We start from the raw sequence: 15,608 nt of genomic DNA, 5'->3' as shown, positions 1-15,608 counted from the left end.
CTACAGGATGACCCGGTGCTCGATCTGCCCCTGGGCCGCGACATCGGCGGCGAACAGTCTGCCCGCCTGGGGCTCGGCAGCCAGTTCGTCGTCGAGGCCATCGCGCGCCGACGTCGCGAACAGCGTCGACAGCTCAGGCCCGCCGAACGCCGGGCAGGATATCTGCGAAGCCGGGAAGGCTACCGCCTGCAGAAAGCGGCCTTCGGGGTCATAGCAGGCCACCCGCGAAGCCCCCCATTGCGCGTTCCACAAGCGCCCCTGGCTGTCGACCACCGCACCGTCCGGGTTGACCCCAGCCACCCGGCCATCGATGAACGGCTGTGCATCGCCCTGTGGCCAGCCATGCCGCTCGTCCAGCGGCTGTCGCCAGATCTGCTGGCGGGCGGTGTCGGCGAAGTAGGCATGGCGCCGATCCGGGGAAAAGCAGATGGCATTGCTGATGCTGATGTCCGCGAACAGACGGCGTAGCTCACCGCGGTAGTACCGGTAGATGGCACCGGCCTGCTTCTCGCAATCGAGGCCCATGGTGCCGATCCAGAAGCCGCCCCAGGGATCGGCGCGGCCATCGTTGGAACGGGTCAGCGGGTTGTCCGCCTCTAGAGCGCAGACCCTCTGCCGCGCGCCACTGGCCAGGTCGAAGGTCAGCAGCGCCGTTTCGCTGGCGATCAGCAGAACATTTTCATCGACCCAGCCGGCTGCGGATATCCGCTCGTCGAACAGCCACTCCAGCGGCTGGTCGTTGCGCTGGCTGAGCAGGCGTCGACCGAGAATGTCGAACCAGAACAATTGCCCGCGCTGCGGGTGCCACAGCAAGCCCTCCCCCAGGGTGCAGCGGCGTGCGTCGGCGATACGTGCCTCGGTCCTGCCATTCGGGGTAGTGGCCATGCCTAGATTCCTCGTTGGATGTGCTCATGGGCGGCGGACAGCCCAGCCAGGGTGACTCGCTCGGCGCTCACGGTCAGCGCCGTCACCCCCAGCGTGTCGAGCGCATGGCGGTAGCGCTCGGCCGATTCGCCGTCACCGATTACACAGACCTGCTGGCCCCGCCAGCGTTCATCCAGCGCAGCCAGCTCCTCGCCGATCAGCAGCCCGGACAACCGGGAACGTGCGGCGACCGGCCCCAGCCCTGCCAGCAACCCTTCGGCACGCAGGCCGAACAAGGCGCCGACCAGACGCTGCGCCTGCCCTGCCCCTGCCTGCAACCCGCTATCGAACGCCTGCTGGTCCAGGTGCCCCGCGTCACCCTGCATGCCATGGCGCAATACCGATTGCTGACTCAGCAAGGCGAACAACTCGCCGGTCATGAACGTCTGGAAGGCCGTTACCCGGCCATCGCGCACCTTGACCCACTTGCTGTGGGTGCCTGGCAGGCAGACCACGCCGCTGTAATCGGCATGCTCGGCGAGCAGGCCGGCGACCTGGGTTTCCTCGCCACGCAATACATCGGCAGGCGCACGCTGGCACAGCCCCGGAATGATCGAGACGCGCAAGCGCGCATCCCTCACCTCGGGTCTGATCATCCGTTCTACCGCCTGGGGTGCACAGGGCACTTCGGTATACGGCGCTTCGCGCCAGCCCTGACGGGCACCGACCATGCCACAGGCGACCACGTCGATGGTCCGCTCGTGATCCAGCCAGGGCTCGATCAGTTCCAGCAGCGCCCCTTCGAACTGATCGGGCGTCAGGGTGCTCATGCCGCGTGCCGAAGACGCGCGCTGGAGGATCTCCCCGCTACCCGACAGCGCCCACGCGCGCACCTGGGTCGTGCCCCAGTCGACGGCTATCCAGCCCACCGCAGCTCGGCTGTTCTCTGTCATCGCTGATTTCCTCGCAGGTCTCAGTGGCTGTCCTTGGGAATGCCGGCACCGCGACAGCCCTTGAGAAAATCGAAGTCCGCTCCGCTATCGGCGCCCTCGACGTGGTCGTGGAACAGCTTGATGTAGCCGCTGGTAGGCGGCTCGACGGTCGGCTGCCACTCGGCCAGGCGCTGGCGCAACTCGGCCTCGGGAATGTCCAGGTGAATGCGCCTGGCTTCCACATCGAGCTCGATCATGTCGCCATCGCGCACCACCGCCAAAGGCCCTCCGGCGGCGGCCTCCGGCGTGGTGTGCAAGACCACGGTGCCGTAGGCGGTGCCGGACATCCGTGCGTCGGAGATGCGCACCATGTCGGTGATGCCCTTGCGCAGCACCTTCGGCGGCAGGCCCATGTTGCCCACCTCGGCCATGCCCGGATAACCGCGCGGCCCGCAGTTCTTCAGTACCATCACGCAGTGTTCGTCGATATCCAGGCTTTCGTCGTTGATCTTCGCCTTGTAGTCGTCGATGTCCTCGAACACCACGGCGCGGCCACGGTGCTGCATCAGGTGCGGCGACGCTGCCGAGGGTTTGAGCACGGCGCCGCGAGGCGCCAGGTTGCCCCGCAGCACGGCAATCCCGCCTTTGGCGGTAAGCGCCTTGTCCACCGGACGGATGACATCCTCGTTCCAGTTGCGAACGCCCTTGACCTCTTCCCAGATGGTTTCGCCGGACACGGTCAGTGCGCTCTTGTGCAGCTTGCCGCCCTCGCCGAGCATGCGGATCACCACCGGCAAGCCACCGGCGTAGAAGAACTCTTCCATCAGGTATTTGCCCGAGGGCATCAGGTTGACGATGGTGGGAATGTCCTGACCGAGATGGTCCCAGTCATCCAGCGTCAGGTCGACGCCGACGCGGCCGGCGATGGCCAGCAGGTGGATCACCGCATTGGTCGAACCGCCGATGCTGCCGTTGACCCGGATGGCGTTTTCGAAGGCGTGGCGGGTCATGATGTCGGACGGTTTCAGGTCGTCCTTGACCATCTGCACGATGCGCCGCCCGGTCAGGTGCGCGACCACCCGGCGACGGCTGTCCACGGCCGGAATCGCCGCGTTGCCGGACAGCGCCATGCCCAGCGCTTCGGCCATGCTGGCCATGGTGCTGGCGGTACCCATGGTGTTGCAGGAGCCCGGTGAACGGGACATCGACTGCTCGGCTTCGAGAAAATCCTCGCGGCTCATCTTGCCGGCCTTGATGTCTTCCGACATCTGCCACAGCGCGGTGCCCGAGCCGACTCGCTCGCCACGAAACCAGCCGTTGAGCATCGGCCCGCCGGACACCACGATGGCCGGAATGTCGACGCTCGCCGCGCCCATCAGCAGCGCCGGGGTGGTCTTGTCGCAACCGGCCAGCAGCACCACCCCGTCCAGCGGGTTGGCGCGCAGCGCTTCTTCCACATCCATCGCCGCCATGTTGCGGTACATCATCGCGGTCGGACGCAGCGAGCTTTCCCCGGCGGAGAACACCGGAAACTCCAGCGGCAGACCACCGGCTTCGTAGATGCCGTGCTTGACCCGTTCGGCAAGGTCGCGCAGGTGCGCGTTGCAGGGCGTCAGCTGCGACCAGGTGTTGCAGATGCCGATCACCGGGCGGCCGTCGAACAGGTCGGCCGGCAGCCCCTGATTCTTCATCCAGCTGCGGTGGTAGATGTGATCCCGCGAGTTGCCGCCGAACCATTCGGTGGAGCGCAGCTTGCGTGGCCATACCGCCGGTTTGAAGGTGCTCATACCCAGCCTCCGTCGACAATGAAATTCTGTGCCGTGCACATCGCCGCGGCGTCCGAAGCCAGGAACAACGCCATGTCGGCGATATGTTCGGGCAGCAGTTGGCCCGGCATGCACTGGTTCTGGCGAATCTGCTCCTTGGCCGACTCGTCGACCCACATGGCCAGTTGCTTCTCGGTCATCACCCAGCCGGGCACCAGGGTGTTGACGCGAATCCGGTCCTTGCCCAGATCCCGCGCCAGGCCTCGGGTCAGGCCGTGAGTGGCAGCCTTGCTCGCCGCGTAAACAGGGTAGCCGGCCGATGCCATCATCCAGCCCACCGAGCCGAAGTTGATGATTGAGCCGCCGCCAGCCTGGCGCATCATCGGCACCACCGCCTGGGTGGCGAAGGTGGCGTGGCGCAGGTTGACCGCGATCAGGTCGTCGAAGCGCTCGGCACTGATCGAATCCAGCGCGTGGCGAACGTCGTTGGCGGCGTTGTTGAGCAAGGCGGTGATCGGCCCGAACTGTTCGGCAATCTTGTGGATGGCCGCCTGGTAGGCCTTGATGTCGGTGATGTCGCAGCGCAGGAAGCGCACCTGGTGCCCCGCCTCGCTCAACTGGCTGGCCAGGGCCTGGCCGTGTTTGTCGTCGATATCGACGAACGCGGTACGTGCACCCTGACGGGCGAAGGCTTGCACCAATGCCCGGCCAATGCCGGTGGCGCCACCGGAAATCAGCACGGTGCGCTCGGCCAGGTCGGCGTACACGGCCTTGCCTGGGGTCAGATTCTGGCTATTCATGGCCTGTTACCTCGTGTTCGTCCCGTGACGCGCAGGCAGCGCCTGGCGCGACGGGAGCGGATGGCTCCGCCTCAGCGGGATTTGTTCTTGTTGACCACGTCGAAGATCACCGCAGCCAGCAGCACCAGGCCCTTGATCACCTGCTGCCACTCGATGCCGATCCCGAGGATCGACATGCCGTTGTTCATCACGCCCATGATCAGGGCGCCGATCACTGCACCGATGATCTTGCCCACGCCGCCGGACATCGATGCGCCACCGATGAACACCGCGGCGATAACGTCGAGTTCGAAGGACACCCCGGCCTTGGGCGTGGCGGTATTCAGGCGCGCGGCGAAGATCAGCCCGGCCAGAGCGGCGAGCATGCCCATGTTGACGAAGGCGAAGAAGGTCAGCCGTTCGGTGTTGATGCCCGACAGTTTGGCGGCCTTGACGTTGCCACCGATGGCGTAGATGCGCCGGCCCAGGGTGGTGCGGTTGGTCAGGAAGGTGTAGGCACTGATCAGCATGGCCATAATGATCAGTACATTCGGCAGCCCCCGGTAGGTGGCCAGCAGGTAGGCGATGTAGACGATGGCCCCGGCGATCAGGCCGTTCTTGATGACGAAGAACAGCGCCGGCTCGTCGACGATGCCGTAGCGCTTGGCACGCCGCCGGGCACGCACGGCCAGGTAGATGATCAGCACGGCCGCCAGCGCGCCGAGCACGATGGCGGTGATGTTCGGCCGCGTATCGCTGAAGATGTCCGGGATGAAGCCGTTGCTCATCAACTGGAAGCTGCTCGAGAACGGGCCGATCGACTGACCATCGAGCACGGCCAGGGTCAGGCCACGGAACACCAGCATGCCGGCCAGGGTGACGATGAACGAGGGAATCTGCCAATAGGCGATCCAGTAGCCCTGGGCAGCGCCGATCAGACAGCCCATCAGCAGGCACACCGGCACCACCACTGAGGTCGACCAGCCCCATTGCACCATCATTACCGCGGCTGCGGCGCCGACGAAGCCGACGACCGAGCCCACCGACAGGTCGATGTGCCCGGAGACGATCACCAGAAGCATGCCCAGGGCCATGATGATGATGTAGCTGTTCTGCAGGAACAGGTTGGTCAGGTTCACCGGGCGCATCAGGGTACCGTCGGTGAGCACCTCGAAGAGCGCCATGATGACCACCAGGGTCATCAGCATGCCGTAGTCGCGCACGTGGTTCTTCAGGTGGGCCAGCAACGAGGGCCGGGTCGGTTGGGTTTTCGTATCCATTGCGTTCACCTCGCTCACGCCTTGACGATCATCGACATGATCTTTTCCTGGCTCGCGTCTGCGCGCGCCAGTTCGCCCAGGAAGGCGCCTTCGTTCATTACGTAGATGCGGTCGCACATGCCGAGCAGTTCGGGCATTTCCGAAGAAATGATGATCACCCCCTTGCCGTCGGCGGCGAGCTGGTTGATCAGGCTGTAGATCTCGAACTTGGCGCCGACGTCGATGCCCCGGGTCGGCTCATCGAGAATCAGCACCTCGGGTTTGGCGAACAGCCATTTGCTCAGCACCACCTTCTGCTGGTTGCCACCGGACAGGTTGAGGACCTTCTGGAACACCCCGGGCGTGCGGATGTGCAACGCTTCGCGGTACTGCTCGGCGACGCGTCGCTCCTCGTGCTCGTCGATCACGCCGTGGCTCGATACGCCCGGCAGATTGGCCAGGGTGGTGTTGCAGAGGATGCTCTCGTCGAGCACCAGGCCCAGGGACTTGCGGTCCTCGGTGACGTAGGCGATGCCGTTGTCGACGGCGCGGCGCACCGTGGAGACGTCGATCTCCCTGCCGCGCAGGTGCACGGAGCCGGAGATGTTGCGCCCGTAGCTCCTGCCGAACACGCTCATGGCCAGCTCGGTGCGCCCTGCCCCCATCAGCCCGGCGATGCCCACTACTTCACCGGCAGCCACGCTGAGGTTGACGTTGCGGATCATCTGCCGGGATGCCGACTCCGGGTGCCAGACGTTCCAGTCGCGGATCTCCAGCAGGGTTTCGCCGATCTCGGGAATGCGCTCCGGGTAGCGGTTTTCCATATCGCGGCCAACCATGCCGCGAATGATGGTTTCTTCGCTGACCGCCTCGGTATGGCAATCCATGCTGCTGACCGATGCGCCGTCGCGCAGCACCGTGATGCTGTCGGCGACGCGGCTGACTTCATTGAGCTTGTGGGAAATCAGAATCGAGGAAATCCCCTGGGCGCGAAACTCCAGCAACAGATCGAGCAGCTTCTGGCTGTCGTTCTCCTGCAGGGCCGCTGTGGGCTCATCGAGGATCAGCAGCTTGACGTCCTTGGCCAGCGCCTTGGCGATCTCCACCAGTTGCTGCTTGCCGACACCGAGCTTCTCGACCGGCGTGGTGGCGATTTCGTCGAGGCCGACCTTTTTCAGCAACACCTCGGTACGCTGATAGACCTCTGGCCAGTCGATCACGCCGTTGCTGGCGATCTCGTTACCGAGAAACAGGTTCTCGGCGATGGACAGCAGCGGCACCAGTGCGAGCTCCTGGTGAATGATGATGATCCCTTCCCGCTCGCTGTCGCGGATGCCGCCGAAAGCCAGTGGTTTGCCTTCGTAGACGATCTCGCCCTCGTAGCTGCCGTGGGGATAGACGCCGCTGAGCACCTTCATCAGGGTCGACTTGCCAGCGCCGTTCTCACCGCACAGGGCATGGATCTCGCCGCGGCGCACCTTGAGATTGACGTCGTTCAGGGCTTTTACCCCCGGGAACGTCTTGGTGATGCCGCGCATTTCCAGAATGATGTCTTGCTGCATGGTTTTATCCGTCCGCAAGGCACACGCCTACCGCAGCGGGCACGCCATGCTCAGGTAAACGAAAAGGTGGATGGCCGGCAGCGCCTGGCTGCCGGCGCAGTCGCGCTACTGGACCTGGTTCTTGGTGTAGTAACCGCTGTCGATCAACACCTTTTCCCAATTGCTCTTGTCGACCGTGACCGGCTGCAGCAGGTAGGCCGGCACGACTTTCTTGCCGTTGTTGTAGGTCTTGGTGTCGTTGATCTGCGGCTCGCCGCCTTCGAGCAGGGCCTTGACCATGCCGACGGTCACTTCGGCGAGCTGGCGGGTATCCTTGAAGATCGAGGAATACTGCTCGTCGGCGAGGATGGACTTCACCGACGGCACCTCCGAGTCCTGGCCAGTGACGATTGGCATCGGCATGTCGCCCGAGCCATAACCAACGCCTTTCAAGGACGAGAGAACGCCGATGGAGATGCCGTCATAGGGCGACAGCACACCGTCGAGGTGCTCCTTGGTGTAGTTGGCGGACAGCAGGTTGTCCATGCGCGACTGGGCAGTGGCGCCATCCCAGCGCAGGGTGCCGACCTTGCCCATGCCGGTCTGCCCGGAGAGGATCTTGATCTCGCCCTTGTCGATCAGTGGCTGCAGCACCGACATGGCGCCGTCGTAGAAGAAGTAGGCGTTGTTGTCGTCTGGCGAACCGCCGAACAGCTCGACGTTGTATGGGCCTGGGCCCCGCGCCTGCATGCCCTTGACCAGCGACTCGGCCTGCAGCACGCCGACCTTGGTGTTGTCGAAGGTGGCGTAGTAGTCCACGTACTCGCTGTCGCGGATCAGGCGGTCATAGGCGATGACCTTGATATCCGCAGCATTGGCGTTTTCCAGCGTATTGGTGAGGGTGGTGCCATCGATCGCCGCGATGACCAGGACATTGACGCCCTTGACCATCATGTTTTCGATTTGCGAGACCTGGGTGGGGATGTCGTCTTCGGCGTACTGCAGGTCGGCCTTGTAGCCGGCCTTTTCCAGTTGCTTGACCATGTTGTTGCCATCGTCGATCCAGCGGGCGGACGACTTGGTGGGCATCGCGATACCCACGTAACCCTTTTCGGCGGCCCCTGCGGACGCGGCACTCAACAGGCTGGCGCCCATGGCCACGGCAGCCACGAGTTTACGGACAGTGTTCATCAGCTTCTCCTGGGCGAAGCCTGCAGTGGGCCTGAGCACACGGGGCATCGCAGTTATTGTTGTTCGGTCAGCGAAGAGCTTTCAAAGCAGGCATGACGATAGAACCAGCCCCCATATCAATCAAATTCATATTCCGCTCACTGCCATACCAATACTGGTATGTAGCAGTCGACAAGCACCCTGCCCCGTCGCAGAATCCGTTCAGTGCCTCCGATAACGACAATAAAGTGAGAGCTGCCATGGACATCGGGATCGCCCGACACCTGAAGATTCCCCAGTTGCGCCTGATCGCCGCGATCGCCGAGCACGGCCAGCTCGGCCTGGCGGCGGACGATTTGACCATCACTCAACCAGCCGCCTCGCGCATGCTCGCGGAGATCGAACATACCCTCGGCGCACGGCTGTTCGAGCGCAATGCCAAAGGCATGCTGCCGACCCTGATCGGCCGAGCGCTGGCGCAGCGTTCGCACAACATGCTGGTGGAACTGCGTGACCTGGCGCAGGACGTCGAGGAGCTCAAGCGCGGCGAAGGCGGTATCACCACGGTGGGCGCGGTGACCGGAGCGGCGGTGGGTTTCGTGATTCCGGCCATTCGCCAGCTCAAGGCGATCTCGCCACGGGCCGACGTGCACGTCAACGTGGCGGCCAGCGACGTGCTGGTGCATGACTTGGCGGCCGGCAAGAACGACTTCGTGCTCGCCCGCCTGCCCCGCGGCGTCAACCCGGCGGACTTCGAGATCTTCCCGGCGCGTACCGAAACCCTGAAGCTGATGGTGCGCCAGGATCATCCGCTGGCCAACGTCGATCAGGTGACGTTGCGCGACCTGTCTCCTTACGAATGGGTGATGCAAAGCCACCGGGCACCGATCCGCGAAGCGATGGAGACGGCCTTTCTCAGCGCTGGCGCGCCGCTGCCGACCAACATCACCAACACCACTTCATTGCTGGCGATGATCGCCATTCTGGTCTCGTCATCGGCCATCGCCCCGCTGGCCAGCGAGGTTCCTGACTTGCTGCTGGGCGATCAGGTCGGCGCCAGGCTGAAGGTGCTGCCGCTCAACGTGAGCATCGAGATGTCGCCGTACTACCTGCTGCTGGTCAAAGGCAGGCAGCTGTCGCCGGTCGCCAACCGCCTGCGCCGGCTGGTGGCTGCGGGCTTGAACAAGCAATGAGCCACTGAAACGAAAACGGCCTGCAAAGCAGGCCGTTTTCGCGTGACGAGAAACTTACTTCAAGACGGCCAGAGCGGCCTCGTAGTCCGGCTCGCTGCCGATCTCGGCAACCAGCTCGCTGTGCAGCACCTTGTCGTTTTCATCCAGCACCACCACGGCGCGGGCAGCCACGCCGGCCAGCGGGCCGGAACTCAGGGCCACACCGTAGTCCTTGAGGAACTCGGCACCGCGCATGGTCGACAGGTTGATCACGTTTTCCAGGCCTTCGGCGCCGCAGAAACGTGCCTGGGCGAACGGCAGGTCGGCGGACACGCACAGCACGGCGGTGTTGGCCAACTGGCTGGCTTCGCTGTTGAACTTGCGTACCGAGGTGGCGCAGGTCGGAGTGTCGACGCTCGGGAAAATGTTCAGCACTTTGCGCTTGCCCGCCAGGCTGCTCAGGCTGACATCGGCCAGGCCAGCGCCGACCAGATTGAAGGCCGGCGCCTGCTGACCGACTTGCGGCAGTTGGCCTTCGACCTGAACCGGGTTACCGCGCAGGGTTACTTGTGCCATGAAAATGATCCTTTTCTATGTGGGTAAAACACGCTTGGGCGGCCATCCTACGTCAGGACGACGCCAGCTAGAAGTCACGTTTGTAGAACAGGTCCAGAGAACTCGCCAGACCGCTCGCAGCCTCAAGATACAGGCGCCGGCTGAGCGCGTAACGCAGTGCCACGGTGTTCACCGGTTCGAATACGCCAACGCCGTAGCGCAGGCTCAGACGCTCCGAAAGGTTACCGCTGGCGACCACGCTGGTGCTGTTGCCGCTGCCTTCGGTATCCAGCTGGAAGTCCTGAATGCCCAGGCTCTGCGCGACCGAGCCGGTAACCCCGGAACTGCCCGCCACGCCAAGTGCCAATGCCGCCTGTGCCAGCATGTTGCTGTCTTCGCTGCCCGTCGATAGGGGTCGCCCCAGCACCAGATAGGACAACGCCTGCTCCTGGCTCATCGCCGGCTCGGAAAACACCTCGGTACGCGGCTGATCGGCGCTGCCGGTCAAACGCAGGCCAGCGACCACCTCGTCGACCTTGCGGATCGCCTCGATATCGAGGAACGGCTGGTCGATGGGCCCGGCGAACAGCAGGCGCGCGCGGCGGATGGTCAGGCGCTGGCCGTAGCCGCGGAAATTGCCCTTGTTGAGGTTCAGCTCACCGCGGGTGTCCATGTCGTCACCGATGTGCACTCGTCCGGCCAACTCGGCGTTGAGGCCGAAGCCGCTGAAGGTCAACTTGTCGCTACCGACCTCGACGTCGATGTCCATGCTGATGGCCACCGCCTGCTGCTCCCGTGCCTCGGCGCCGACGATGACCGCATCATCGGAGACCTTGACCGTCGACGGCGGCAATTCGCGCACCACGATCTTGCCGCTGGGAATGGACACCTTGCCGCTGACTGAGAGTTGATCATTGGCCAGACGCACCTGCATGTCCGGCTCCACTTCCAGATTCGCATAGGGCTCGACGACCACCGGCAGGCGGCTGCCCTGCACGCTCAGGCTGCCGCTCAGTTGCTCGCCCCAGGCCAGCTCACCATTGAGCGAGCCCTGCCCACGTTCGCCACTGCGCCAGTTGCCGTTGAGCTGCAGGCTCTCACCGGCGATCAGTGCACGGATCTGCAGATCCTCGAAGCTGGTCGGCAATTCGCCACCGGAAATTTCCCCATTACTGAGCGCCAACTGACCGTTGACCAGCGGCTTGAGCAGATCACCGGACAGATTGCCGCTGCCGTCCAGACGCCCCGAAAGGCTCTCCACCATCGGCACGAACGGCCGCGCGATGGCCAGGTCGAGGCCGCTCAGGCGGAATTGCCCGGACAGCGGTTTGTTCTGCGGGCGCGGATCGAGCTGCGCCTGCACCATGAGCTCGCCGATCTTCGGCCCGCGCAGGTTCAGCTCGGTGTCGATACGCTGAGGCTTCAGCTCGCTGCTCAGGCGAAGGCTGTCGTAGGTGAAGTCCACCCACTGCCCGTCATCGCGGGCGCGCCAAGTGCCGCTGCCGGCATCCACCACCACCCGCCCGCTGGGACCGGCCGCTGGCAGATCGAGATGCACATCGGCGTTGAGCTTGCCTTCCCAGGCGAAGTCCTTTGGAAACCAGGGTGACAGGCTGTCGAGAGGGAAATCGGCAAGCCGATAACGGATTTTCGGCTCCGGTTGCAGGCGCTGGTTCTCGCCGCACAGACTGGCCCCGCCGGAGCGCAGGCAATGTGCGCCCAGGTCGATCTCACCGCTGGCCAGGCGCACCAGGGAGGCAGGCTGCTGCAGACGCCAATCCTGCCCACCGGCCTGCACCTCGACACGGCTCAGACGACCGCGCCAGTTGCCCTGATCGAGGGTGCCGTCCAGCGCCAGATGGGTCTGCAGTTGGGGGCCCTGCAGGCTCAGATCCATTTGCTGCTGACGTTGGCTGCCATTGCCGTTGATGGTCAGGTCGCCCACCTGGGTATCACCACTGGCGATCCCCTGGCCACGCACTTGCACCTTGGCTTGCCCATTGCCATCCAGGGTGGCGTCCAGCCCCAGTTGACGCAGACGCATGTCCTCGAATGCCAAGCCCTGGCCGTTCAAGTCGAACGTGCCCTGCGGAGCCTGCAGGCTGCCGGCCAGATCGAGGCGCCCGGTGGCCTGCCCCTGCAACCCTGGCCATAGCTGGCCGAGGCGGTTCAGAGCGATGCGCAGCTCGCCCTGCAGGCGCTGATCGAGCTGGCCACGGCCGTCGATACGGTTGTCGCCCAGGCGCACGCTGAGCGCGCTCAACTCCCAGCGCTCTCCAGCGCCGGCTACCGTGGTCTGCAGCTGTGCAGGTTGACCACGCAAGCGCCCCTGCAGGTCAAGATCACCGGTCAGTTCCAGGCGACCATCGCGTAACTGTCCCTTGCTGCGCACCGGCCCGGCGATACGCCCGGGCAGCTCGGCGACCCAGTAGGCGGGATCGAAATCACTGACCTGCAGTTGCGCATCCCAGCTCACCGCATCGGCGAAACCGACCGTCACCTGGCCATCGATCTTGCCCTGCCCGGCGCGGACCTGCAGTTGCGGCAAATGCACCTGCTGCAGGTCACCACTGAGCGGCGTCTGCACGCTGAAGGCGCCGGCTGGGCCATCCAGTGCCGCGGACAGATTGCCAAGGTAGTTGCCGTTCTCATAAGAGAGGTCGCCGGTGAGCTTTTTCAGGGTGACCGGTGGCGCCTCCTCCAGCGGATACAGGCGCAGCCAGGGAAAGTCCTGCCAATCGACATGGCTGTCGGCGCTGAAGCCTTGCTGCCAGTCCAGGCGTCCGTTGACAGCCAGGTACTGGTTCTCCGCTGCCGCCAGGCGCAGGGTGGCGATATCCGCCCCCTTGGCGTCGATGCGTCCGCGCAGCGCCAGGGCGACCGGACCACCTTCGGCTGGCAGGGTGGCGACGCCATCGATACCGTAACCGTCCTGCAGATTGCCCGCGGCCCGCAAGGTCAAACCGTTCAGGCGAAGGGTATCGGGCAGCGATGCTTCGGCCTTGAAGCCGTCGGCGGTGAACGTCAGTGTCGCCGGAAGGTGCTCGACCAGCGGCTGAACCTCACCGCTCAGACGCCCTGCCAGGTAGCCGCTGCTGTCGACCGTCAGCGCCAGACTCTGACGCAGATCACCCTCGACCCGCAGCGCCAGGTCCCACTCTTTGCCATCCGGCGACGGCAGCGCAGCGCTGCCCTGCAAGCTCAGCGGCCATTCGCCGCTCGGCAGCAGCCTGCCCTGCAGGTCGACGACCAGATCATCACGCTGTACATGCAGCCTGCTGATATTCAGACCGTCGCTCGCCCAGTTGGCCGCCAGTTCCAGCCCCTGCAGTTGGTCATCACCGTTGAGCTGCAGGCTGCCGATCCATACCTCACCCACCTGCACGGCCAGCGGCAGATCGATCTGCGGCAGGCTGAAAGGCTCCTCGCTCGGCGGTGTGTCGCTGGCGGCGAAGTTCAGCTCGATGCGTTCGCTGCGTAGCGTATCGATGCACAGGGTCAGGCGCAGCAGGCAGGCCGGCGACCAGTCGAGCAACGGCTGGCGAACCAGCACCTGGTCGTCACCCTGGCGCCAGAGCACCTGGTCGGCCGTCCAGCGGCCGCCCAGGCGTCCCTCGAATCCATCCACCTGCAGCCCGGGCACCAGGCTCAGGGTCCAGCGGCTGCCGGCAGAGGTCGCCAGCATCCACACCAGCAGCACGATCAGCAGTGCCAGCAGGCTCGCCAGGCTGAGCCCGGCATACTTGAGCGCCCGCTTCACAGTTCGGGCCCCATGGAGAAATGCAGCCGCACGCCACCCTCGTCGTCCAGGGGATGAGCCAGGTCCAGGCGCAGCGGCCCAACCGGCGACACCCAGCGCATACCGATACCGACCGCACTCTTGAGCGTCGGCATATCCAGCGAGTTGAACGCGTTACCGGTGTCGTAGAACGTCGCCACCCGCCATTTGTCAGCCACGCTGTACTGGTACTCGGCGCTGGCGGCGAACATGTAACGTGCACCGATCTTGTCGCCCTGATTGTTCTCCGGCGACAGGCTCTGGTAGTCATAACCGCGCACGCTCTGGTCACCACCGGCGAAGAAGCGCAGCGAGGGCGGCACGGACGAGTTGAACCCCTTGGACTCGGTGCCGCCAAACTGTGCCCGACCGAGGAAACGGTGGTTCTGCCACAGGGTGGTCAGGCCTTTGGCAAGCACGTTGCCATGGATCACATCGGAGTCGGCCAGCAACCCCTCCTTGGCGACCGAAGCATCGAACTGCAGGCGGTAACCGTGGTTCGGGTCGATGCGATTGTCGCTTTGCAGGTAGGAGTAGCTGATACCGGGCATCAACAGGGTGCTGAGCCCCGAATCGTCACCGAGACGGTATTCCTCGCGCTGCCATTTCAGGGAAATCACCCGCTGCCAACCGCTATCAAGCCTGCTGTGCCATTCCGGCCCGACGGTCAGCAGGCGGCTGAGGCTGTCGGTGTTGGCGATCTCTTCGTACTGGTAACCGCCAGCCATGCGCAGCTTGTCGGTCAGCGGCGGATCCAGCGGCACGTCATACCACAGACCAACGTTCTGCCGAGGTGCCGAGAGTTCCATTTCCGCGCCGTAGCTGTGCCCTCGGGAATTGGCCCAGTGGCGCTCCCAGTTGGCGCGACCACGGGGACCGACGTCGGTGGAGAAGCCAAGCCCGAGACCCATGGTGCGCGGCAAGCGGGTCTGCAGGTGAACCTTGACCGGAATCACTTGTTGTTCCGCCACGGTGGGGCTGGCATCGACACGCACCGATTCGAAATAGCCACTGGAACGCAGCGCCTGATAGAGCTCGGCGATGCGTTCGGAATCGTAAGGTGTGTCGGCGGGAAACGGCACCATGCGCTGCAGCAGATCATCGTCGAACGGCATGTCGCCTTCGAAGGCCACGCTGCCGAGGATGTAGCGCGGGCCACTGTCGTAGATCAATTCGATGTCGGCCAGGCCAGCCTGGGGGTCGATGCTCAGGCGCTGCTGGGTGAAGCGTCCGCGGAAGAACCCGTAGCGCGAGGCCTGGTTCTGGATGTGCCGCTTGGCGGCCTCGTAACGACCGTGATTGAGCCGAGCGCCCTGAGTGAGCTGTGCATCCTTGGGGATCTGGAAGGCGCGCATCTGAGCGGCCGGCCCATCGACCCGAACGGTCACGCTGCCGATGCGCACCGGCTCACCGGGCACGATGCGCACGTTCAGCCGCGGCGGCGTCTGCTCGACCACTTCGGTGGTGATCTGCGCCTGGTAATAGCCCAGCGCCTGCGCGGCTTTTTCCGCCTGGCCCTCGACCACTCGACGCAAGCGCTGCAGCGCCTCGGCATCACGCTCACCGAGGCTGCCGATGTAACCCTCGACATTGCTCTTCAAGGCATTGTTGGCAGGCTGCACACTGACCACCAGACGAGCGTCTTCGGCGAGCAGCGTCGAACTGAACAACAACAGCGCGCATCCCGCGCCTAGTGTAGAAATAACTCTCATGCCCGCGATGCTATCACGCCAAGCGCCCCATTCCAGTGCTGGCACGCTCCCAAAGCATTACCAGGTCTTGCCCGGCCGCT

Annotated in this window: 11 protein-coding genes; 1 reads left to right on the top strand and 10 read right to left on the bottom strand. The window is 64.5% G+C overall.

Features of this window, described 5'->3' with window-relative positions; translation table 11 throughout:
- The 7 genes from FHR27_RS05940 to chvE form a co-directional block, all read right to left on the bottom strand.
- A complete protein-coding gene (locus FHR27_RS05940) occupies nt 1-885 on the bottom strand; it encodes an SMP-30/gluconolactonase/LRE family protein (protein ID WP_179538059.1) in 885 nt (294 codons plus the stop codon).
- A 2-nt stretch (nt 886-887) separates the two neighbouring features.
- Nucleotides 888-1,817 carry a 2-dehydro-3-deoxygalactonokinase gene (locus FHR27_RS05935; RefSeq protein ID WP_179538058.1) on the bottom strand — a complete coding sequence of 310 codons (930 nt, stop codon included), beginning with the start codon at nt 1,815-1,817 and terminating at the stop codon, nt 888-890.
- Between the two features lie 20 nt (nt 1,818-1,837).
- Nucleotides 1,838-3,583, bottom strand: coding sequence for an L-arabinonate dehydratase (araD, locus tag FHR27_RS05930; RefSeq protein ID WP_179538057.1), 1,746 nt, complete (start codon nt 3,581-3,583; stop codon nt 1,838-1,840).
- Nucleotides 3,580-4,362 (bottom strand): SDR family NAD(P)-dependent oxidoreductase, encoded by a 783-nt coding sequence (locus FHR27_RS05925; RefSeq protein ID WP_042553735.1) that lies wholly within the window; start codon nt 4,360-4,362, stop codon nt 3,580-3,582. Before FHR27_RS05925 ends, araD begins: the two co-directional genes overlap by 4 nt.
- A gap of 71 nt (nt 4,363-4,433) precedes the next feature.
- Complete coding sequence (gene mmsB, locus FHR27_RS05920) at nt 4,434-5,621, bottom strand: multiple monosaccharide ABC transporter permease (protein WP_042553829.1); 1,188 nt, start codon at nt 5,619-5,621, stop codon at nt 4,434-4,436.
- Nucleotides 5,622-5,635: 14 nt separating this feature from the next.
- Entirely contained in the window at nt 5,636-7,162 is a 1,527-nt protein-coding gene (mmsA, locus tag FHR27_RS05915) for a multiple monosaccharide ABC transporter ATP-binding protein (RefSeq protein ID WP_179538056.1), read from the bottom strand.
- A gap of 105 nt (nt 7,163-7,267) precedes the next feature.
- The gene (gene chvE, locus FHR27_RS05910) at nt 7,268-8,332 is read right to left on the bottom strand and encodes a multiple monosaccharide ABC transporter substrate-binding protein (protein WP_042553737.1); all 1,065 of its coding nucleotides are present in this window, start codon (nt 8,330-8,332) and stop codon (nt 7,268-7,270) included.
- Between the two features lie 239 nt (nt 8,333-8,571).
- Here chvE and FHR27_RS05905 point away from each other — a divergent pair, with 239 nt between their 5' ends.
- Nucleotides 8,572-9,504 carry a LysR family transcriptional regulator gene (locus FHR27_RS05905; RefSeq protein ID WP_042553738.1) on the top strand — a complete coding sequence of 311 codons (933 nt, stop codon included), beginning with the start codon at nt 8,572-8,574 and terminating at the stop codon, nt 9,502-9,504.
- 54 nt (nt 9,505-9,558) lie between these two features.
- On the opposite strand, the gene tpx is transcribed toward FHR27_RS05905, so the two are convergent.
- From tpx to FHR27_RS05890, 3 genes are all read right to left on the bottom strand, one after another.
- Nucleotides 9,559-10,059 carry a thiol peroxidase gene (tpx, locus tag FHR27_RS05900; protein WP_042553739.1) on the bottom strand — a complete coding sequence of 167 codons (501 nt, stop codon included), beginning with the start codon at nt 10,057-10,059 and terminating at the stop codon, nt 9,559-9,561.
- A gap of 67 nt (nt 10,060-10,126) precedes the next feature.
- Nucleotides 10,127-13,798, bottom strand: coding sequence for a translocation/assembly module TamB domain-containing protein (locus tag FHR27_RS05895; RefSeq protein ID WP_179538055.1), 3,672 nt, complete (start codon nt 13,796-13,798; stop codon nt 10,127-10,129).
- Nucleotides 13,795-15,528, bottom strand: a complete 1,734-nt coding sequence (locus FHR27_RS05890) for an autotransporter assembly complex protein TamA (RefSeq protein WP_042553741.1) — start codon at nt 15,526-15,528, stop codon at nt 13,795-13,797. Before FHR27_RS05890 ends, FHR27_RS05895 begins: the two co-directional genes overlap by 4 nt.
- Nucleotides 15,529-15,608: the final 80 nt, after the last annotated feature.

Origin of the sequence: Pseudomonas flavescens (assembly GCF_013408425.1) — a bacterium.
Taxonomy (GTDB): Bacteria; Pseudomonadota; Gammaproteobacteria; order Pseudomonadales; family Pseudomonadaceae; genus Aquipseudomonas; species Aquipseudomonas fulva_A.
The sequence above is the reverse complement of the archived record's forward strand: the minus strand, read 5'-3'. Positions and strand labels throughout refer to the sequence as shown.

What these genes read in the sequence shown, in the direction of transcription:
- FHR27_RS05905 (WP_042553738.1), top strand. Translation starts at nt 8,572, where the DNA reads ATGGACATCGGGATCGCCCGACACCTGAAGATTCCCCAGTTGCGCCTG.
- FHR27_RS05935 (WP_179538058.1), bottom strand. Translation starts at nt 1,817, where the DNA reads ATGACAGAGAACAGCCGAGCTGCGGTGGGCTGGATAGCCGTCGACTGG.
- FHR27_RS05925 (WP_042553735.1), bottom strand. Translation starts at nt 4,362, where the DNA reads ATGAATAGCCAGAATCTGACCCCAGGCAAGGCCGTGTACGCCGACCTG.
- FHR27_RS05940 (WP_179538059.1), bottom strand. Translation starts at nt 885, where the DNA reads ATGGCCACTACCCCGAATGGCAGGACCGAGGCACGTATCGCCGACGCA.
- FHR27_RS05890 (WP_042553741.1), bottom strand. Translation starts at nt 15,528, where the DNA reads ATGAGAGTTATTTCTACACTAGGCGCGGGATGCGCGCTGTTGTTGTTC.
- araD (WP_179538057.1), bottom strand. Translation starts at nt 3,583, where the DNA reads ATGAGCACCTTCAAACCGGCGGTATGGCCACGCAAGCTGCGCTCCACC.
- tpx (WP_042553739.1), bottom strand. Translation starts at nt 10,059, where the DNA reads ATGGCACAAGTAACCCTGCGCGGTAACCCGGTTCAGGTCGAAGGCCAA.
- chvE (WP_042553737.1), bottom strand. Translation starts at nt 8,332, where the DNA reads ATGAACACTGTCCGTAAACTCGTGGCTGCCGTGGCCATGGGCGCCAGC.
- mmsA (WP_179538056.1), bottom strand. Translation starts at nt 7,162, where the DNA reads ATGCAGCAAGACATCATTCTGGAAATGCGCGGCATCACCAAGACGTTC.
- mmsB (WP_042553829.1), bottom strand. Translation starts at nt 5,621, where the DNA reads ATGGATACGAAAACCCAACCGACCCGGCCCTCGTTGCTGGCCCACCTG.